General features: G+C 60.3%; 17 protein-coding genes and 2 pseudogenes. 12 read left to right on the forward strand and 7 right to left on the reverse strand.

Annotated elements, in window-relative coordinates; genetic code table 11:
* Positions 1-198: 198 nt before the first annotated feature.
* Positions 199-1,853: pseudogene (locus tag ACYHH6_RS10215) on the reverse strand (MFS transporter).
* A 329-nt stretch (positions 1,854-2,182) separates the two neighbouring features.
* On the opposite strand from ACYHH6_RS10215, the gene ACYHH6_RS10220 reads away from it, so the two are divergent.
* Entirely contained in the window at positions 2,183-2,518 is a 336-nt protein-coding gene (locus ACYHH6_RS10220; RefSeq protein ID WP_031204413.1) for a hypothetical protein, read from the forward strand.
* Between the two features lie 152 nt (positions 2,519-2,670).
* Here ACYHH6_RS10220 and ACYHH6_RS10225 read toward each other — a convergent pair whose 3' ends face one another.
* Positions 2,671-4,128 carry an NAD-dependent succinate-semialdehyde dehydrogenase gene (locus tag ACYHH6_RS10225; protein ID WP_435053479.1) on the reverse strand — a complete coding sequence of 486 codons (1,458 nt, stop codon included), beginning with the start codon at positions 4,126-4,128 and terminating at the stop codon, positions 2,671-2,673.
* A 196-nt stretch (positions 4,129-4,324) separates the two neighbouring features.
* Here ACYHH6_RS10225 and ACYHH6_RS10230 point away from each other — a divergent pair, with 196 nt between their 5' ends.
* On the forward strand, positions 4,325-4,510 hold the full coding sequence (locus ACYHH6_RS10230) for a hypothetical protein (RefSeq protein WP_352592900.1): 186 nt from the start codon (positions 4,325-4,327) through the stop codon (positions 4,508-4,510).
* Here ACYHH6_RS10230 and ACYHH6_RS10235 read toward each other — a convergent pair.
* From ACYHH6_RS10235 to ACYHH6_RS10255, 5 genes are all read right to left on the reverse strand, one after another.
* Complete coding sequence (locus tag ACYHH6_RS10235) at positions 4,501-4,701, reverse strand: hypothetical protein (protein ID WP_023693535.1); 201 nt, start codon at positions 4,699-4,701, stop codon at positions 4,501-4,503. The genes ACYHH6_RS10230 and ACYHH6_RS10235 overlap by 10 nt on opposite strands.
* A gap of 48 nt (positions 4,702-4,749) precedes the next feature.
* Positions 4,750-5,631: a carboxylating nicotinate-nucleotide diphosphorylase gene (gene nadC, locus ACYHH6_RS10240; RefSeq protein WP_352592903.1), complete on the reverse strand. Its 882-nt coding sequence runs from the start codon at positions 5,629-5,631 to the stop codon at positions 4,750-4,752.
* Positions 5,631-7,172, reverse strand: coding sequence for an L-aspartate oxidase (locus ACYHH6_RS10245; protein WP_352592906.1), 1,542 nt, complete (start codon positions 7,170-7,172; stop codon positions 5,631-5,633). Before ACYHH6_RS10245 ends, nadC begins: the two co-directional genes overlap by 1 nt.
* Positions 7,169-8,143, reverse strand: coding sequence for a quinolinate synthase NadA (gene nadA / locus ACYHH6_RS10250; RefSeq protein ID WP_352592909.1), 975 nt, complete (start codon positions 8,141-8,143; stop codon positions 7,169-7,171). Before nadA ends, ACYHH6_RS10245 begins: the two co-directional genes overlap by 4 nt.
* Positions 8,144-8,208: 65 nt before the next feature.
* On the reverse strand, positions 8,209-9,174 hold the full coding sequence (locus tag ACYHH6_RS10255) for an NUDIX hydrolase (protein ID WP_352487231.1): 966 nt from the start codon (positions 9,172-9,174) through the stop codon (positions 8,209-8,211).
* 1,238 nt (positions 9,175-10,412) lie between these two features.
* Between ACYHH6_RS10255 and ACYHH6_RS10260 the strand changes: the two genes are divergently transcribed.
* The 10 genes and pseudogenes from ACYHH6_RS10260 (at position 10,413) to ACYHH6_RS10305 (ending at position 20,603) form a co-directional block, all read left to right on the forward strand.
* Positions 10,413-11,474 carry a type IV toxin-antitoxin system AbiEi family antitoxin gene (locus ACYHH6_RS10260; protein ID WP_245263163.1) on the forward strand — a complete coding sequence of 354 codons (1,062 nt, stop codon included), beginning with the start codon at positions 10,413-10,415 and terminating at the stop codon, positions 11,472-11,474.
* A complete protein-coding gene (locus tag ACYHH6_RS10265) occupies positions 11,462-12,331 on the forward strand; it encodes a nucleotidyl transferase AbiEii/AbiGii toxin family protein (protein WP_023685599.1) in 870 nt (289 codons plus the stop codon). Before ACYHH6_RS10260 ends, ACYHH6_RS10265 begins: the two co-directional genes overlap by 13 nt.
* Positions 12,332-12,422: 91 nt before the next feature.
* Positions 12,423-12,929: a GIY-YIG nuclease family protein gene (locus ACYHH6_RS10270; RefSeq protein WP_031204411.1), complete on the forward strand. Its 507-nt coding sequence runs from the start codon at positions 12,423-12,425 to the stop codon at positions 12,927-12,929.
* A gap of 690 nt (positions 12,930-13,619) precedes the next feature.
* A complete protein-coding gene (locus ACYHH6_RS10275; protein ID WP_352592915.1) occupies positions 13,620-14,063 on the forward strand; it encodes a hypothetical protein in 444 nt (147 codons plus the stop codon).
* Positions 14,064-15,133: 1,070 nt separating this feature from the next.
* Entirely contained in the window at positions 15,134-15,907 is a 774-nt protein-coding gene (locus ACYHH6_RS10280; protein WP_352592918.1) for an SDR family NAD(P)-dependent oxidoreductase, read from the forward strand.
* A 195-nt stretch (positions 15,908-16,102) separates the two neighbouring features.
* A complete protein-coding gene (gene torT, locus ACYHH6_RS10285) occupies positions 16,103-17,173 on the forward strand; it encodes a TMAO reductase system periplasmic protein TorT (protein ID WP_352480520.1) in 1,071 nt (356 codons plus the stop codon).
* A gap of 146 nt (positions 17,174-17,319) precedes the next feature.
* Positions 17,320-17,475 (forward strand): annotated as a pseudogene (locus tag ACYHH6_RS10290) (ATP-binding cassette domain-containing protein); the annotation flags it as partial.
* A gap of 104 nt (positions 17,476-17,579) precedes the next feature.
* Positions 17,580-18,650, forward strand: coding sequence for a sugar ABC transporter ATP-binding protein (locus ACYHH6_RS10295; RefSeq protein ID WP_352592921.1), 1,071 nt, complete (start codon positions 17,580-17,582; stop codon positions 18,648-18,650).
* Positions 18,647-19,621 (forward strand): ABC transporter permease, encoded by a 975-nt coding sequence (locus ACYHH6_RS10300; protein ID WP_023768623.1) that lies wholly within the window; start codon positions 18,647-18,649, stop codon positions 19,619-19,621. The genes ACYHH6_RS10295 and ACYHH6_RS10300 overlap by 4 nt, the downstream gene beginning before the upstream one ends.
* Positions 19,614-20,603: an ABC transporter permease gene (locus tag ACYHH6_RS10305; protein WP_031258573.1), complete on the forward strand. Its 990-nt coding sequence runs from the start codon at positions 19,614-19,616 to the stop codon at positions 20,601-20,603. Before ACYHH6_RS10300 ends, ACYHH6_RS10305 begins: the two co-directional genes overlap by 8 nt.
* Positions 20,604-20,616: the final 13 nt, after the last annotated feature.

A 20,616-nucleotide genomic window follows, 5' to 3' on the forward strand; every position in this document is an offset into this window, starting at 1 on the left:
TCAAGTGTCCAAGCTAACTTTGTCAGCAGGAAACGGGGCCTTTGAAAACCGCTCACCACCCGCATGCGTCACAAAAATAAGAGTGCAGTAAGGTTTTATAGGCAACTCGCGGCCGCTTCGATGTCGATGGTCTCGAGGGTCGGGGGCGACCGGTCGCGCTCGTAGCCAATCTATTGATGACAGAGATGCCGGCAGGCTTCAATGACGGGGATGGCGAAAAGCTGAGTGCTCGGGCTTGCGGGCCGAGCTTGTCGGCCGCTCGATGGAAAGGGTCATTTGAGGTGGGGTCTCGGCCGCGTGCAGCTGAAAGACACGCTCGTCCAGTTCCTTGTCCACTTCCGTCAGACGATGATTGAGGCGAAGGTAGTCCGTCCAGGTCGGCGTGCGGACGTTTCTGTCCAATGCATAGGCTTCTGCAGGTTCCGCTGGAGCGTCCAGTTCCGAGCACCGACGCGGCTGTGTACATGGCGCCGCTGCCGCATGAGGTCGAGGAAGGCCTCGAGATTTCTCTCGGCTATCAGATATTCGATCTTGACCCACGATCGGGCCGCTCCTCGGCTTCAAGTTGAGAGAGACAGCTGGGGCATCGAATTCCTCCAAGGGATCGGGCTCGGAGTCGCGGCGCTCTCGAAGAGGAAAGAGAACGCCGGCTGCAGCGACGATCAACAGGGCTCCAGCGGAGCCCTCCAGCGCCCAGGTCAACGAATGGTTTTCGGCCACCGTGCCCCACACCCAGCTGCCGAGCGCGATGCCGCCGTCTATCAAAGCATAGTAGATCGAGATGGTGCGCCCCACGACCCAGCGCGGGCTCGCCAGCTGCACGCTCACACCAACCCCGGACCAGGCGGTCACCCAGCCCGCGCCGCCCAAGGCGAGTGCAATTGCCGCCACGGTAATCGAAGATGTCAGTGCCAGGGAGAGAGAACACGCCGCACAGGCGACGCAGGAGAGCCTCATCAGCCTTTCTTGCGACAAGCTCCGTCTGAACAGGCTGTTGGAGAGGCCGGCGAAGACGGCTCCGGTCCCGAAGCCAGCCATGAGCGCGCCATAGGCAAGCGGGCCTCCTCCCAGCTGATCGCGGACAACCACCGGCAGCAGCGCGAGTATGGCGATGCTCGCCAGGCCAAGAGGGTTCCGCGCGCGATCGCTGCCTTGATCTCCGATGACATCGCCGTGAAGCGCAGCCCGTCATAAATTGCCGTCCTCATCGACTCGCGTGGAAGAGGGGAAGAACGAACCTTCCACTTGCAGCGCCAAATAGTGGCCAAGGGTACGAAATAGGTGAGCGTGGTCACCGCGAATGCCGCCATAAGGCCAAACGAGGCAACTACAATGCCGCCGAGCGCCGGACCCACAGTCCGGACGGTGTTGAATCCAACAGAAAGCAGGGTGACGGCAGCGGGAACATCGCGTCGATCCACAATATCGCCAACCGACGCTTGCCAGGCCGGATCATTGAGAGCACCGCCGCTTGCGATCAAGAAGCTGAAGCCGAGGATCATCCACGGACTGACAAAGCCCAGCGCCACGGACGCAGTCAGCATCGCGGACGCAATCACCATAAGGCACCGACCGGCGAACATGACCCGGCGCCGGCTGAAATTGTCGGCGAGAGCTCCGGCAAAAACGGACAGGACGAAAGCGGGCAGGTTCGATGAAGCCTGCACCAGCGCAACCATCAGATCGGAAGTCGAGATCGTTGCCATCAGCCAGCTGATGGCGACAGTCTGCATCAACCAGCCGAGGCTTGAAACCTGCGTCGCGAGCCAGATCGAACGAAAGGTCGGCTGCAGAAGTGGCCCAAAGGTCCTTGGTGCAGCCAAATCTTCGTTTGATCCAGCCACCCTACTCATTTTGCGAACCTTTGCTTTCCGTTATTGTCGTTTCGCATGTAATCTAGGCTGAACCGTGGCGGCGGGAAGAATAGAGAGGAACTGGTTGCCTCCGACGAGTGCAGCACAGTTTCCTCGGCATTGAGGGTCGCGGCACGCGGGCGTGGGCCGGCTCACTCGCCTTCGAAGATGTCTTGTCAAGGTCGGATTCACTTGTCGCTTAACGCACCAGGCTTCATCAACGCGCACTTTGCGGAGCGATGCCTTTTCGCGAAACGCGACCCTGTTCTTTGTTGAAGACTCATTCATCAGCGGCGTTCGATGCGCTGGCTTAGGGAGAGTGAGGACGCTTGCAGATCTTCGACAGGATCGATTCACTGATAGGCGCAGACGATTGCCGGGCCGCGATCGAAGAGGCGCGCGCCTTGCTACTTCGATTCGAACAAAGGTCTGATGCGCTCACGCATGCGATAGACGACTTTCTGCTCGACCTGATAACGCTGGCTTTCATTGTTGAATGTTACGGACGCGGCTTTGAGCTTTTGGCGCGAACGCTGGCCCGTAGAAGACTGGCAAAGGTCAGGCTTTTGTCGGAAGGGTCGATTCCGCCAGAGAGAAATGACGCCCAAAGCTTGTTGCTAACCGGCTATCGCGCCGCGTTCCGCCACAGTGACGAAGGCAATTGACGACGTTCGACCACCAAAAAATAGGCGGAAAACCGGGGCCCTTTATGAGGCAGACTGGGTGCGGATTGTTCCGCGAATCTGAAAACTGCGGGTCCATTTCGTGGCGTCCGGCCGTCCGCTGGCCTTCATCGCGGCAATCGCCGCCCGCCGCCTCAGATGCCGCCCATGCAGAGGTACTTCATTTCGAGATAGTCTTCGAGGCCATGGCGGGAACCTTCCCGCCCGATGCCGGACTGTTTTATCCCACCGAAGGGCGCGGCTTCTGAAGACATGCGTCCTGTGTTGATCCCCACCATGCCATATTCCAGCGCCTCGGCCACACGCCAGACACGCTTCAGGTTCGAAGCATAGAAGTAGGCGGCGAGGCCGTAGATCGTGTCGTTGGCCTCACGCACGGCCTGATCAGCATCCTCAAAGCGAATGATCGGCGCCAAGGGTCCAAAGGTCTCTTCTTGCGCCAGGATCATTTCCCTTGAGACGTTGCTGAGAATCGTCGGCCGGAAAAAGTTGCCATTGCTGCCGATCCGGCCGCCGCCACATCGGATCGCGCCACCTTTGGCCAAGGCATCGGCAATGTGAAGTTCGATCTTGGCCAGTGCATGCCCGTCGATCAGCGGACCGATGGCGACACCTGGATCGAAGCCGTCGCCGACCTGAAGCTCACGGACACGCTCCACGAATTTGGCGACGAATTCGTCATGAACGCCCGACTGGACGTAAAGCCGGTTGGCGGAAACGCAGGTCTGGCCGGCATTGCGGAACTTGGCCTGGATCGCTCCGTCGACGGCAGCATCGACGTCGGCATCATCAAAGACGATGAAAGGCGCATTGCCACCCAACTCTAGACCGACTTTCTTTATCTGGTCCGAGCACTGGCGCATGAGCAATCGGCCGACCTCGGTCGAACCCGTGAAACTCATCTTGCGGACCTTGGCGTTCGAGCAGAGTTCGCGGCCGACCGTATCGCCTTCGGAGGCGTAGATGAGGTTGACGACGCCTTCGGGAAAGCCGGCAAGATGGGCCAGAGCAAACATTGCACCTGCCACCAGGGGCGTCTGTTCAGCAGGTTTGAGCACAATAGTGCAGCCGGCGGCGAGAGCCGGCGAAATCTTGCGCGCAACCATTGAAGCCGGAAAGTTCCAGGGCGTAATCGTACCAACAACGCCGATCGGCTGTTTGATAACCAGCATGCGACGGTCTGCGGAGGGCGCCGAGATCGTCTCGCCGTAGATGCGGTTGGCCTCTTCGGCGTACCATTGCAGATACGCGGCAGCATGCGCCACCTCAGACTTCGCTTCGGCTAGCGGCTTGCCCATCTCCGCAGTGAGAATCGCAGCGAGATCGTCGGCGTGGTCGACGATCAGTTGATGCCAGCGCCAGAGAACGTCGCTGCGTTCGCGAGCTGTCAGTGCAGCCCATTCAGGTTGCGCCACGTAGGCTTTGTCGATCGCCGCGCGCGTCTCCTCAACACCCATGTCGGGCAATTCCGCCAGCACCTCGCCGGTGGAAGGGTTCGATACCTCGAAGGTCCTCTCACTTGCTGGCATGCCAAGAGCCGGCACCCAGTCAATGGCTCCGAACAGCTCGCGCGATTTCAGGTGGCGAAGCATTGGCTCGTACAGGGGCAACGCATTCCTCCTCGATGCAATTGGCGTGTCACACGACTTTTTGGATTATCCGCTGGCCTATGGTTTCGCATAGGGCCTCAGTGAGGGGCCACTAGACCCACTCGAATCCACTCAACCGAAACTGATGTCGGTTGTGCGAAACAGTCCGACCATTTCTCGAAACAAGGAGATCGAATCCATGTCGTTGCTCGCGCACTGGAGGGGAAATCGTGATCCTGCCGCGCTGTCAGATATTCCAACTGGTTTTTGCAGTCCAACCGCCCGTGAACGCGCTGGAGCACTGCGCGTCTTTTTTGCGGAAATAGAAGTGCCGAGGTCAGATTTGAAGCTGCCGCAGCGCTCAGTTCAGCAGGGCTATCCCTGATCTATGGCCTTGCTTTGATGGTGGGAGCGCTCTTTGCGGACCATGTCGTACGACTCGATATACGCCATCTCCAGAAGGTATCCTAGGAACTGCAGCCTGTGAGACCCCGCGATCTGATTCAGCTCGCTGAGCATTGCGCTGATGAAGGCAAGCGCCTTGGCCCGGTCGGATCTCAATCCCTTGTCGATCATCGTACGTCCCCACTTCCGCAGATTGCTCCTATATGGAGCGCGCTCTATTCAGTTCAGATGCTTCTGGATGCATGCTTCGATAGGCACGTCCATGCCGATGTCGAGGATTGGCGCGCTGTGCGTAAGCCACCCAATAGAAATGAGGTCGACCCCGGTTGCCGCTACGGCTGGTGCCGTTGCCGGCGTTATGCGACCCGAGGCCTCGGTGGTCGCGCGGCCGTCGACCATTGCCACCGCTCGGGTCAGTTGCTTGACGGACATATTGTCCAGCAGGATGGCGTCGACCCCGGCGCCTAGCGCGATCTCGAGCTGGTCGAGCGTGTCGACCTCGACCTCGACCTTGACCATATGGCCGACCGCGGCGCGCGCCCGCTCAATGGCCGTGCGGATGTCGCCGGCAATGGCGATGTGATTGTCCTTAATGAGCACGGCATCATCCAGCCCGAAGCGGTGGTTGGCGCCGCCGCCGGCGCGCACGGCGTATTTTTCCAGCGCGCGTAGGCCGGGCGTCGTCTTTCGCGTGCAGACGATCCGTGCTTTCTGACCGCGCACCGCCTCGACGATCTCGGCCGTTGCCGTCGCAATGCCGCTGAGATGGCAGAGAAAATTGAGCGCTGTACGCTCGGCCGCAAGCATTCCACGCGCCGGTCCACTCACCCTTGCAATGGTCTCACCCGCCGCGATCCTGCTGCCGTCCAGACGTCCAAAATTTGTGTCGATCGACGGATCAACAAGCATGAAAGCGTAGGCTACCAGATCAAGACCGGCAACAACGCCAGACTGCCGTGCTCTGAACGCAAAGGTGGCCTTGCAGTCAAAGGGTATAATCGCATCGCTGGTAAGGTCACCGGCTTTGCCCAGATCCTCAAGTAGAGCGCTACGCACGATCGGCTCGATCACGATCCCGGGAAGGGGTGGAGGTGACGTCATCAGGCACTCCGTTCCGCGGGCCGCAGACTAAGTTCGGCCGCAACCGTCATTGCTGAGGCGAGGGTCAAGCGCGAAGACCGGGCCTGCGCCCTGCGTGTGGGGAAGTCCGACCTGCAATGCGAGCCGCGGCTTTCCTCGCGTCGAAGCGCTGCAATGGCGATCATCAGCGCGATCAAGGCGGGATCGGAAGCGCCAGTGTTGCGAACCGCGATCGGCAGCAGCGTTTCCACGGTGTCGGATAGTGCTTGCCCGTCCCGTATAACACCGAGCCCACTAGAGACCGCGTGGCGAACGGAGGAGGGGTCGGGCCGCGGGGGTGCCGTTGCGACAAGCCTTGGCCACTGCCAGCCTGCAGGAGCGGCAGCTACGCTTTGCGCGACCCACAACGAGGTCGTCACGGCCTCGGTCAGCGAGTTGCTGGCAAGCCGGTTCGCCCCGTGCAGACCGGTGCAGGCAACCTCACCGCAAGCCCACAAGCCCGACACCGTGCTGCGGCCCGCGGCATCCACGGCCACGCCGCCCATGTGATAATGTGCCGCTGGGCGAACCGGGATGGGCTCGACTGCCGGATGGATTCCGGCGTCCCGGCAATGCCGGGTCACAGCTGGGAAGCGCTTGGCGAACTTCTGGCCGAGGGACTGCCGGGCATCAAGGTAAACACGATGTCCGGTGCCAAGCTGCTGCCATACGGCCCGTGCCACGACGTCGCGCGATGCCAGCTCGCCGCCAGGCGTATCGCATAGAAAGCGGTACCCGCACTCGTCGATCAGGACTGCGCCTTCGCCGCGGACCGCTTCGCTCACCAACGGCATAGGCCGATGCGAAACGTCGAGCGCCGTCGGGTGGAACTGGATGAATTCCAGATCGGCGAGTTCCGCACCGGCGCATGCGGCGAGCGCCAGGCCGTGCCCGAATGAGCCGGCCGGATTGGTCGTGTCTCTGAACAGGGCGCCGATACCGCCGCTCGCAAGAACCACGCGGCGCGTCGGAAATATAATCGCCTGTCCACCTTTTGCCGCCACAACGCCCCTGACCGCACCATTTTCCACAATGAGCCGGCGGGCTTCCATGCCTTCCAGAATTGTGATCGAAGGCGTTCGCCTCACAGCGATGATGAGCGCGCGTACAAGCTCGCGGCCCGTAGAGTCACCCCCGGCATGGACGATCCGGCGACGGGAATGCGCTGCCTCGAGCCCGAGCCGCAGTGTCCCGTCCCACGAGCAGTCGAAGGCGACGCCCAAGTCCATCAAATTCTCGATGGCTCGGTCCGCCGCATTCGCAACGCGTCTGACCACACTCTCGTCGCAGAGGCCATCACCTGCAGCAAGCGTGTCTGCAAGATGGAGGTCTGGACTGTCGTCAGCGCCGAGGCTTGCCGCCAGCCCGCCTTGCGCGAGTGTGCTGGAGGTTTCGGTCCCGAGCCGCGTCGGGGACAGAAGGTAAACGGGATGCGGCGCCAGATGAAGCGCGGTCATCAGCCCGGCAACGCCAGCGCCGATGATCACGGGCGCTCCCCTGATGTCGCCGACGTCTGGCGTCATACGGCAAGCATCCGCTCGACCGCACGCCGAGCACCATCAACCACTCGAGCATCGATGGTCACGATGTGGCGGGTTTCTTGCAGCGCCGTGCGAATGTTGGCGAGCGTGATACGCTTCATATGCGGACAGAGATTGCAGGGGCGCACGAACTCGACGTCGGGATGCTCGATGGCCACGTTGTCGCTCATTGAGCATTCGGTCATCAACACGACGCGCGCAGGCTTGTGCCGTCCGACGAAATCCGACATCGCCGCAGTCGAGCCGGCGAAATCGGCAACCGCGACAACTTCCGGCGGGCATTCAGGATGGGCAAGCACGGTAACGCCAGGGTAGGCATCCCGCAGCTCGCGAATGTCGGCTGGCGTGAAGCGCTCATGCACTTCGCAATGACCGTTCCAGGCGATGATCTCGACCGAAGTCTGTGCCGCGATGTTCCTGGCCAGGTATTCATCGAGCAGCATGATCACCCGCTCAACGCCAAGCGACTCCACCACAGCCAAAGCGTTGCCGGAGGTGCAGCAGATGTCCGACTCGGCCTTCACGGCAGCGGACGTGTTGACGTAGGTCACGACCGGCACGCCAGGATAGCGTTGCCGCATCAGCCGCACATCGTTCGCAGCGATCGAGTCAGCCAGCGAGCAGCCTGCGCCGAGATCTGGAATGAGCACCGTCTTGTCCGGATTGAGGAGCTTCGCCGTCTCAGCCATGAAATGCACGCCGGCGAGCACGATGATGTCCGCATCGACGGTCATTGCCTTGCGGGCCAGCACCAGGCTGTCGCCGACGATGTCGGCGACGCAGTGGAAAATCTCGGGTGTTTGATAGTTGTGGGCCAGGATGACGGCGTTGCGCTCGTGCTTGAGCTCGAGAATAGCCTCGACGTCATCGCTGAAAGCCGCCCATTCCACTGGGGGGATGATGCGCTGGACGCGCTGATACAGGGACGCGGCCGAAGGTATCGTCCCGCTCACCGGCGCCTCCCGTTTATAATCCATTCGACTATAAGGGGTATATATCTAGGTTGACTATAAGAGTGTCAACCCCGGGCCAGAGGCAATTTTGTCCCCGCCACGGCAGTTTCGTCCAGCACGGCATGGCGGAACTGATAGAGCTTGGCCGGGCGGCCGCCCGTATCCAGGGACGTCTCGCCAGTCTCCTCGACCAGTTCTTGCTGCTCTATGAGCCGGCGAAAGTTGGGCTTGTTGATCAGCCGGCCTGCCAGGGCTTCCACGGTCCGTTGCAGCTGCAGCAGCGTAAACACCGGCGGCATCAGCTCGAAGACGACTGGCCGGTATTTGATCTTCGAGCGCAGGCGCGCAAGGCCCGTGGCCAGGATGCGGCGATGGTCGGCAACCATCGTTGTCCCGGCTGTTGAGTCGGATGCGATCGACCGTTCGTCGCGGGTGGCCTCTGCCACCAGACCCGCCTCGTAAAGCAGCTCATAGCGCTGGAGCGCCAACTCTTCATTCCAGGGTCGGTCCTCGAACGCGAAAGCAATGGCAGCCCGCCGCCGTCGTTCACGGGCAATCGCAGCCTCCTCAACTGCAGCCGCCCAGGCAAGCAGACGCGGCTTCAGAACATCCGCAATCAGTTTCGGTGTTCCGAGGCGGTGGTCCTCCCACGGAAAATAATCGTACCAGCTCCGCCAGGCGCAGGCCGATGCGCCGGTGGCATGTTCCTTCCGGGTCAAAGCGAGATAGCTGATGGAAATGACGCGCTGCTGGCGCCCGTCGGCGCGGTCGCGATCAGCGAACGTATAGAGCTGCTCAATATAGCCGAGGGGATGACCAGTCTGCTGCTCGACCCACGCCCTAAGACCTGACTGCAGCGATCGATGCTCCAGCGCGAACGGCCCCGAGGGCAGGCAATCCCCCTGCCCGATGGTGAGAACCGCTGGTTCACCGTCATTGACGGACACGACAACGGCAATCAGCTCCGCTTCGACTTCTTTGGCCTTGGCGGCGGCCCTACCGTTGCGTGTTGCTTTTGGGCGATCGTCCATGGTTGCCTGGGTTGGGCAGAGTTTTCCCTGCGAAACATCCTAATCGATTTAACCAGCGTGTAACAGGCCATTTCGCCTGTCAACTCGGCTGCTCTATGAAAGGCTTAGACCTTCGGTCTACACCCGGCATGTTTCAGAAGCGACGTTCGCGGCACCTGACCCTGGGGCAGCGCAAGTAAGCCGCGCTCGGCGGTCCGAGAGGCTCTGCCATTGTGGAGTGACCGGGGCCTCAAGTAACCCTGCACGGGGGCGGGAATCCTCGAAGATAGCGGGCGCCGGCTACGTGGCTCGACCCCACGTATTATTGGCAGAGATAGAGCTGCTATTCACCGCAAAAGACCGGGCAAAGCTTTGTCATTCGCGGTGCTGCCTTTCAATGACACGGCAGAACTCGGCGAAAATGCGACGCGGGGGATTGACTTCCCCTTATAGTCACTCGGATTATAATCGAACGCTCATAAAAGCCACGCTTCCGTCAGCGCCCAGGAGAAAAGTGAGCGGGGGCGGCGGTCGCTGATCTGCGCTTCGAGCGTTTTCCGCGGTGTAATCACACGATTGAGTTCGTGCTCGGATCAGCGATTGAGCCTGTGCACAATCCAAGCATTAACGTGCGCGAAGCGTGTTTGGCCGCCGTTATGTACAGTTTGTCCAAGTAGAAATGTGCAGTTGTCCAACTGTTAGTCCATGAAAGTGACATAAAAGCAACTTCTGATTAAATATCGTCTGAGGAATGCATTTATACGTTGCCTAATTGGGATAAAACGCTCTTTCCATTCTTAATGATTAAAAGCGGCTCCAGTGCTGGCCCAGCCCCGTTGCTGCCAATGGGTTCAAACCCGATCGCTTTGAGGTCGCAAGTTCGCTCACCATCCGAAATCAACGCAGGACATAGCTGTTCGCCGAAACTTGAAGGGAGAGAGGGGTGTATCAGGGAAAGCCACGCACGGTCGGATTGAGTGAAAATTGGACGCCGGAAGCCGTTTGACACCCGAGGTTCGCAGGCGTCTGGCGCGCTATCGATGATTTTGGTGAAGGCGCCTTTAGTTGACGCCTTTCGATACTCAGGTCGCGGCCATCGACATAAGATGGATTGATTGGGGCACGGGCGAAGCTAACTCAAGATTTTCACTCTTGGTCGAATTTCAACATCCGCTGAAACCGCCACATTTTGTGAAATTGCGATTGACATATTTCAGTAGGTCAGCCATTTTCAGCGGATGCTGAAATCGGGCGACTCATTGAAAAGCATTGAGCATCAAGCTGCGGACGCTCTGCGGGCCGTCTTAAACGATATTCCGCCCGTTTCCATCGAGAATGTAGAGGTTGAAGCCGACGCTTTCGATCGCGAAATCGATATTCTTGCGTATATCAGCGCCTTCGGGCGCACACATATTCTCGTCTGTGAGGTCAAGTCGAGCGGACAGCCGCGCCACGTTCACTCGGGCCTACTCCAGGTGCGAAGGGCGGTAAACCACATAGGAAAAGGCGCAATTCCTGTGTTCATTGCGCCCTTTCTTTCTCCAGAGGCACAGGCTCTTTGCCAGGAAGAAAATGTGGGCTTCCTCGATTTCGAGGGAAATTGCCGGCTCGCTTTCGACGGCATATTTATTGAGCGTAAGGTTCCGACCCGACCCGCAATCGAACGCCGCGAGTTGAAGTCGATCTTCAAACCGAAGTCCGCGCAGGTTCTGAGAGTGATGTTGCGCGATCCACACCATCCCTGGCGCGTCACCGAGCTTGCGGAAGCAGCCGGTGTCAGTCTCGGCCACGTCAGCAATGTCCGCGCTGCGCTTGTGGATCGGGAGTGGGCGAAAATCGGCGACGATGGCATGTCGCTTTTTCGGCCGGCAGCGGTTCTGGACGCTTGGCGGAACTCTTATGAGCCGCCAGCGGGTGATCGCCAAACCTTCTACACTACCTTGCACGGCAAAGCGTTCGACCAGGTCGTTCGCGATGTGCTTGGTGCGTCGAATCGAATTGACCGAGCGATCCTCGCATCGTTCTCGGCAGCGCAATGGATTGCGCCATATGCTCGGGTAGGCAGCCAGTTCTTCTACGCAGATAGCGGAGGTCTCGACCGTCTGCGGCATGCCCTCAAGCTGTCGTCGGCGGCGAAGGGTGAAAACGTTGTGATCACGATCCTGAAGGATGAAGGGCCACTGCTTGATACAATCGAGCCGGCGCCCGGCGTCGTTTGCACAAGTCCTGTTCAAACTTACCTTGATTTGGTGATATCCGGGGAGAGGGGACAGGAGGCCGCTGACCATTTGCGGCAGGAGAAATTGCAATGGCTCCAGTAGTACCGCCCGATCCGCAATCGGCCGCCGACTACGACGACCGCACCACCGCGGCCGTGAAATCGGTTCTACTGGAAATTGGTCAGATACTCGGCAGTTTCAAAGGCAAGTTCGCCGTGATTGGCGGCGCGGTGCCTTGGCTCCTCCTAGAAAACGAAGAAATGCCGCATGTCGGAACTCTCGACGTCGATCTGGGCCTCGATACCGAGGCACTTGGAGATGGCGAATACGCCCGACTTGTCGAGGCACTTATGGGGAATGGGTATGAGCAGCGTGACGATCACCGTCTGTTCCAGCTTGTTCGGACAGTGCCTGTCGATGATGGTGGAGGTCCGATCGATGTGGTTGTCGACTTCTTGCGTCCTTTCGACGCCGTCTTCACAAAGAACAAACCGCCGCTGATCGAGCATTTTGCCGTGCAGCGGGCATCGGGTGCCGAATTGGCCTTACGCTTTTACAACCTCGTTGCGATTTCGGGCGAGATGCCGGATGGAGGCGCGAACCACGTCAACATCGCCGTCGCATCGATCCCCGCCCTCCTCGCAATGAAGGGCTACGCAATCGAGAACCGCCTGAAGAGGAAGGATGCATACGACATCTATTACTGCGTTCGAAACTATCCAGGTGGCCCCGATGCACTTGCCGCGGATTGCGAGCCGGTTCTCGCTCACAAGGAAGGCAAAGAGGGCTTCGGGTTTATTGCCGGCAAGTTCGAGGCGGTTGATAGTTTTGGCCCCACTAGCGTCCGCCAGTTCGTGCAGGACACCCAAATTCTCGGGGAACGCACCGCCGAACAATGGCAGCAGGATGCATTTGGTCAGGTCGATGCGTGGCTCCGTGCACTTGGCTGGAGAGAGTAGGTGACCGCGCTGCTGCCGTTCCTCGCTAGCAATTTTTGTTTTGGGAGTGCAGCGGGGTTGAAGCGCGTAGCTGAATATCCTGAATGCTACAATGACCGTCTATTTTATCACTGAATTGGACAACAGCCTTGCCGGCCGTCTTTATGTGAAGGTCGGACGCTCGCAGGCGGTCGATCGCCGCATAGCCAACCTGCAGACTGGCAATCGGCGTAGAGTTGCGTTGATGGGAGAAATTCGGACCGGATCGATTTCCGAAGACCGCGTGGTCGAACGGCGGTTGCACCTCATATTCGACCACAAGGCAGATTCGGGAGAATGGTTTTTCCTGTCGGCAGACGACGTTATTTCTGCCCTGAAGCTCTTTTCATCGAGGGCTTACATCTCTGTCGGACAAGATGCCTTTGAGATCATTTCCTATGATAGGGACGCGGTTCCGGAATATGCTAGTCCATGGCTATGGGGCGAGCTCGACTGCTATGAATTCTGTCCCAACTGCGGGTGGGCGGGTGGCTGGACCTACAGCGAGAACCATGGTGGCGACGTGTGCCTTGAGTGCGGGGTCTCGGAACGCACGTACGATGCTGATGATCAGGTCTAGCAGGATATACGCTACGAGCATACCGACCCGGGAAGCCGATGGTGGCCTCGTCCCCACTCGAGAGCTTGACCAGGAATGGTCTTGACGTTTGGCCGGCCGGTGCAGGTCGGACTCGCCCCGCACTAGCGGAACCGCGGCCGTTTAATTGCTATCGTCGGTGTCGGTACCAAAGTGGAGGGTTGGGCCGGTTCGGGCCGACTGAACGCGGCGCAGAAGGACCGAACAACTCAAGCTAGTATTGCGAAGAAATAGATGAAACAAATCCTGTGCGCATTGTTTCAAACCGATGCGCAACGTCTTGCGAGTAACATTTCTGGGTGGGGATCGGATGGCTGAACAGAGGGTGGGGCGGTATCGACTGATCCGTCGGATCGTAGGTGGGGACGCCAAGAGAGGAGTTCCTGATCTGTGGCAGGCCGAAGATGCTGGAGACCTATACTACGTCAAGCTCTGGAATAAACCCGTAGGAGACAGCTCCGCGATCCAGGCGCTCTGGAACCGCGAAGTTCGGGGGCTTATGCGGCTTCAGGGCTATCCTGGCGCCTCAGAGCTATTCGTCAAGCTTCGAGATCTTGACGCTGACGACAAACACTTCTTCGCTGTCCTCGACGGCGGTTCAATGGAGCAATCCGAAAACAACAACTCTAGTCCAACGCTAGTCGATCAAACATTCAATGACGCAGGGGGCCTATGGCGAGGAAATCGCGCTTCGATGTTGCATTCGCCGATCTGCATAGCGAATTCAAGGCGCGCACGAAGCGGCGTTTTCTCGACGATATTCGAGACCAGCTCGAGGAAGATCCCGAAATGGTGGAGATCCTTCGGAAATGGCGTGCCGCGCCACGCCTCTTCGCGGTATCATTCGATCGGTGGACAAATGACAATACCTTTTCCTATGGCTATTTCGCCCTCGTACTAGTCGCCCTCGACGCCATCGCCGGGGGCGCCGGTATCTACAAGCCGGTCAACCAACTTCGGGTGCTGCGTTGGAACGGCACAACGGCGGATATTCTGACCGTGCTTCGCTACCTCATACGGCTGAATCCCCAAATCCGTGCGCGTCGGTTGCTAGTCCTTCCTTATCCCTCTCCACCTGTCGGCCGGCGGATCGATCGAGCCATTTACCGTCGATGACCGCGATGAGGCCGAAGGCGGCATTTCGTACACGGCGTCCCAGCCGGATCAAAACGTTCGATGCATCGCCGCACCGGCGCGTGCAATTGCATATTCCGATTCATAGGATCAAGCTTCTTGTGGGTGGCGCCGCCCGGACGAGCATGGCAACATTGCGAAAATCCATGCCTCAGCCCGGCGCTTGCCGTGGGATCCTTTGCCGCCCGCGAACACAGTCGCCCGGAAATGGAGCGATTGCGGCTGGCATTTGATCAGTCAGCGGCAAACGCTGCCGCGAGTTCAGAGTAGTCTAGGTAGCACTTTGGGCCGGTCCCTCGCGAGTTCGAACCAAATATCCGTCGTCCCATGTTCATGATTTGTGCCTCGAAAGTCGCATAATGGCAGTCCGGAACCGCACTGCCATCGCCATGCAGCCATGTCTTTCCATCAGCCGCAGCCTAACCGGTCCCTCAACGCCAGAACACCACAGCCGCTATTCTTGACAGTCGCCTTATAAGTTATAAGTTAACACAGACTTTGGGCAGGGGACGCGTCACAGCGTTTGTTCGTGTCTGCGGAGTGCGCGTCTCGTGACCCTCACTACCTAGCTTGGAAGTCTATTTGTGGGCCGTCGAATGATGAGCAGCATCGCCGGGGGGCGTCGAGGGTTAACAGTGATATTTTCGCATAGCCGAATGCCGCAGTTCCACGATAAGAATTTTTCTGTGGCTCCACCTGACAATTGGTGTCTTCGAAGCTTACGATCGCAACGCCACTGGATGCCCGGGTTTCAACATCATCAAAGACTGTGTCTTGTCAGCGCCGGACCGCCGCGGTTCGTCGAGGCCATGACGCTTCGGGCGTGCTGGAGCTTGGTTTTCAGCGCGACTTACACTGACTGAACGCGGCGCAGGCTGCATGCTCCGACATGCCTTTATCCGACCACCGGCGGCGCCACGCCCGTGAACACGATCGACGCGCGCAGTGAGCCACCCCACCGTGGGCGGGACCACAACCGAATTGCGCGAGCCTTGCTGGAAGCGTGACAGCGCAACCTGGCTCGTTGGGCCAATCATTCATAAGGCTGAACCATGAGAGAAAAAGAGAGTGTCTATGTCGTAACCGGCGGCACGCATGGCATCGGCGCCGCCTGTGTCCGGCGCCTTGCCGAGCAGGAGAACGCGGCCGTCGTCTTCACGGGTCGCGACGAGGCTGCCGCACGAGAAATCGTATCCAGCCTCGCCAATGCACATTTCATCGCCTGTGATGTGCGCGACGAAGCCCAATGCCGAACCGTCATCAATACCGCGATGATGCTCGGTAACGGAAAGATCGCCGGATTGGTCAACAACGCCGGCATGACGGGGCGAGGGGCTTTTGAGACCGCCACCCTGAGCGATTGGGACGAGATCATGAGGGTGAATGCGCGCTCGTCGTTCGTCTTCACCAGCGCGGCGCTGCCAGGCCTGCGCGCGGCGCGCGGATCGGTGGTGATGATGTCATCGGTGGCCGGGCTGATGGGCGAGGAGGGTCTGGCCATCTACTCGGCCTCCAAGGCCGCGCTGATCGCCTTGACCTTGTCGCTGGCATTGGAGATCAGCGACGTTCGCTTCAATGCCGTCTGCCCCGGCCAGATCGCAACAAGGATGATGGCGGGCACGCTAGCCATTCCTGGCCGCAGGGCTCTGCTGGAAAGCCGCATTCCAGTGGGTCGATTGGGAACTCCCGAAGACGTCGCCGAGGCCGTGGCCTGGCTGCTGTCGCGCGCTTCATCCTTCGTCAACGGCATCGTCATGCCGGTCGACGGCGGCGAGGGCGCGGGATTGAAGACGCTCACCCTGCCTGAAATTAGCACCAGCGTATGAAAGCCTGTTGACTTATAACTTATAAGTAGTACGGTGGCGATGTGAATGAGCGACAGCGCGGACGACCCCAAGGCGCATTCGCCGAAAAGGTGACTTCCACGCATCGGCAGATATCTCTGCTCCCAAGGCAGACCGGGGAGCCGGCGAATTCGTCGGCTCCCCACCCGGGAACACACGAAACAAATGGGGAATCACATGACCAAGAATCACGCTTTCCGATCCATCCTCGCGGCGGCTTTCGTCACCGGCGTGGCCGTCCTGCCCAACGCCGCCGAGGCCAAGGATTGGTGGCCCTTCAAGATCAACGCGGCCAAAGGCGGCGATCTGAAAAAAGTCGAGGCACTCGACTATGTGCCGCTGGAAAAGGCCGAGAAGCCCTGGAACCTGTGCGTCTTGTTTCCGCACCTCAAGGACAGCTACTGGGTCTCGGTGGACTACGGTATCGTTGAGGAAGCAAAGCGCCTGGGTGTCAAAGTGACGGTGCTGCAGGCCGGCGGCTATGACGCACTGCCCAAGCAGCTGTCGCAATATGACGATTGCGTCGCATCCGGCGCCCAGGGCATCCTCGTCGCCGCCATCTCGGAAGCCGGTTTGGCGGCCAAGCTGAAGGAGGGCGATGCCAAGGGTCTTGTCCAGATCGCCGTCGCCAATCCCATACTGGAAACTCCGATCACCGCGCGCATCACTCCCGATACCTACCAGAAGGGTTTTCAGGAGGGTGAGTACCTCAAGAAGTATCTCGGCGACAAAAAGACGACCGCGATCGGCCTGCCGGGTCCGCAGGGATCGGGCTGGGCTGAGAGCTATATGGCGGGCTTCCGCGACAGCACCAAAACCGGCAACATCAAGCTAGCGGCCGAGCTCTATGGGGAGCCGGGCGTTCCGCAGAGCCTACGCCTCGTCGAGGACGCCCTGCAGACCTATCCGGATCTCAATGTCATCTGGGGCGGGGCCGCGGCGGCGGAAGCGGCCGTCAGTGCCGTCGCCGACGCCGGCCGCGACGATGTCGTGATCATGTCGTCTTACGAGAACCAGACGATGCTGAAGCTGGTCAAGGAAGGCAAGGTGCTTGGCTTTGCCGCCGAGTATCCGGTCATGATGGGCCGCATCAGCGTCGACCTCGCGGTGCGCGCCTTGGAAAAGAAGGACTATGAGAAGGTTCTGCTGGTCGCGCCGGGCATCGTGACCAAGGACAACGTCGACAAGATCGACCCGACGCAGATTTTCGCGCCCGATGGGTGGAAGCCTGAATTTTCGGTACAATAGTCGCATCTACGATGGGTGGTAGACCTCGGCCTTGGCCTGCCGCCCTTTTTGCTTCGAGTTCGGTGGTGTCAGCGATGCTTGAACTTACGGGTATGACGAAGCGTTTCGGGGGTGTGGTGGCGCTTGACGGCGTCGACTTCACGCTGCTGAGCGGCGAGGTCCATGCCCTTCTCGGCGAAAACGGCGCCGGCAAGTCGACGCTCATCAATCTTATAGCGGGAACCTATGGCTGGACCGAAGGCTCGTGCCGTATCGACGGCGAAACCGTTTCCGCGCTGACCCCCCAGAAATCCCGCGATGCCGGGGTGGCGGCTGTGTTCCAGGAATTCAGTCTCGTCCCCGCGACATTGGCTTTCACGTCGAGCTGGCCAGCAAGATCGAAACGCTCACCCGGGCGCAAAAGCAGATGGTCGAGATTGCCAAGGGCATGCTTTCGGATGCCAAGATACTCATCCTGGACGAACCGACCGCGTCGCTTACCGACGGTGAAGCGGAAAAACTGTTCGCCGCCATCGCGGGCCTCAAGGCGCGGGGCGTCGGTATCATCTATGTGTCGCACCGCATGGCGGAGATCCGTCGGCTCGCGGACCGTGTCACGGTGCTGCGAGGAGGGCGTAAGATCGACACAGTGGCCATCGCCGCGGCATCGGACGCGACCCTGATCGAGATGATGGTCGGCCAGCCGGTCGAACGACTTTATCCGTCAATCAGCCAGCGCCCCGCCGAAATCGTGCTGGCGACCAGGGGGCTGCGTGTCTCCGGTAGCGTGTCGGACGCCTCCATCACGGTCAGGGCTGGAGAAATCGTCGGCCTGGCAGGCCTGGTTGGCTGCGGCCGCAGCGAACTTTGCCGGGCGGTGTTCGGCTTGGAGCGGGTGACGTCCGGTGAGATCGAGCTCCATGGCGCGGTGGTTCGAGCGCCAGTGCCGCACAGCATGTTGCGTGCCGGACTTTGTTACTACCCGGCCGATCGCGGCGCCGAGGGACTGGCGCTTGGCCGACCAGGCCGCGAGAATGTGACCATGGCCGCGCTCGACGACCCGAGACTGTCCCAGGCCGGACTGCTCAAGTTCTGGCGCGAGCGCCGGGCGATAGCCGCGCCGTTGAAGACACTGGGTCTACGACCGATGGCGCCGGAACGCGCGGCGTCGTCGTTTTCGGGAGGAAACCAGCAGAAACTCGTGCTGGCGCGCGGTCTGATGCGTCCTGTCTCGGTCCATATTTTCGATGAACCGACGGTCGGCATCGACGTGGGCGCCAAAAGCGAGGTCTACAGGCTTATGAAAAGCCTGGTCGAGAATGGCGCGGCTATTCTGCTGTCATCGTCCGAACTGCCAGAGCTCGTTCACCTGGCCAACCGCGTCTATGTCATGCGCGAAGGGCGCATAGTCGCCGAACTCAAAGCCGACGGCATCACCGAGGCCACTGTGCTGCGTCACTATTTCGACGCCGAAACCGGCGCCACGGAGGCAGCATGAGCCCTGACACGCTGCGGCGCCGTTTTCTGGAAACCGGCGGGATCGTCATCCTGCTTCTGGTCGCGGTTGCGGCCGCGGCCGCGATCATCGAACCGCGTTTTCTGAACCGCCTGAACATCCTCAACGTCCTGCGCAATTTCTCCTTCCTGGCGGTTCCGGCGATCGGCCAGATGATCGTCATGACCACCGGCGGTTTTGATCTGTCGGTCGGCGCCACCATGGCCTTGGCGTCCGTGGTCACGGCCGCGGCGATGGCCGCGATGCCCGACGCGCATGGGCTCCAGCTGCTGATGCCGGTGGCGCTGGCCTTGGCCAGCGGCGCCTGTGTTGGCCTGGTAAACGGCACGCTGGTGGCGCGTCTTTCCCTATCACCTTTCATGGTGACATTGGCATCGTTGTCGATCGTCGCGGGACTTACGCTCTATTACACGCAGGGTATCCCGATCTATGGCGTTTCCGACGCCTTCGTCTATGCCATCGGGCGAGGGCAGGTGCTTGGCCTGCCGCCGGTCTTGCTGCTGGCGATCGTGGTGATCGCCATCGCCATCATTCTGCAGCGTCGGACCGCGCTCGGGCGCCACTTCTACGCCGTCGGCGGCAACGTCGGCGCCGCCCGACTGTCGGGAGTGCGCACACACCATGTGTTGATTACCGCGTATGTGCTCTCCGGTCTCCTGGCCGCACTCACCGGCGTGCTGATCACCGCCCGTATCGGTTCCGGCCAGTCGACGATCGGCGGGACCCTCGGACTGGAGACGATCGCAGCGGCGGTGATCGGCGGCGTTTCATTGCGCGGCGGCTCAGGCCGCGCCGAGAACGTCGCCATGGCGGCGCTGTGCCTGGCGATCATCGCCAATGCGATGAACCTCACGCAGATCGACAGCAAATTCCAGACCCTGGTGCTGGGTTCGGTGCTCATCGGCGCACTGGCTTTCGACCGAATTGTTCAGGGGAGGCGGGCCAATGTCTGATCGTCCAGACATGGCGGCTCCGGTTGTTCTTGACCGCGCTCGCCCGGACATCCGCCAGTTCGCGGCGCAGGCCAAGCTGCCGGGGCTCGTATTCCTGGCCCTGCTAGTTCTCGGTCTGCTCGACCCGCGCATTGTTTCAAGCGGCAATCTCTGGAACATCGCGATCCAGACGAGTTATCTCGCACTGTTTGCCATGGCGCAGACCATGGTGCTGCTGACGCGCGGCTTCGACCTGTCGCTTGGTTTCACCGTCTCGCTCGTCAGCGTCATATCGGCGATGGTGATGACCGGAACCGGCGATATGCCGATCCTGTGGGGAATCGCCGCCGGCCTCGGCGTCGGGCTGCTGATCGGCGGGCTGAACGGCGTCCTCATCGCCGGTATCGGCATCAACCCGTTGGTGACGACGCTCGGCATGGCCAACATTGTCATGGCACTGGCTTCAACCGTCAGCGGCGGCTTTCCCGTGCCGGGCGTTCCCGAGGCCTTCACGGACGCCTTGGCGGAGGGACGGCTGATCGGCATTCCGGTGCCCATCGTGTTCGCCGCGCTGTGTTTCGCACTGCTCTTCCTGGTCTTGCGCTTCACCGTGTTCGGCCGCGGCCTGTATCTCATCGGCGCCAACCCTCGCGCGGCGACGGCGGCGGGCGTTCGAACCGGACGCGTCGTTGCGATCGACTACGTGGTCTGCTCGCTGCTGGCCGCGATTGGCGCCATGCTGCTCACCGCGCGCACCGGATCGGGCGAGCCCAATCTTGGCGGCAACCTGACCCTGGAATCGATAGCGGCGGCGGTGGTCGGTGGCGTGCGCCTGACCGGCGGCGAAGGAGGCGTCACCGCGGCTCTGCTCGGTGCCCTGTTCATCACGGTCATTTCCAACGCCATGAACCTCATGCAGGTCGACGGCTATCTGCAGCAGGTTCTTTTGGGCCTCATCATTCTGGCCAGCCTGATACTGGGCCGCGATTACAAGAAACGCTAACAGCTTCGGACCT

The organism is Mesorhizobium sp. P171375, from assembly GCF_057786075.1.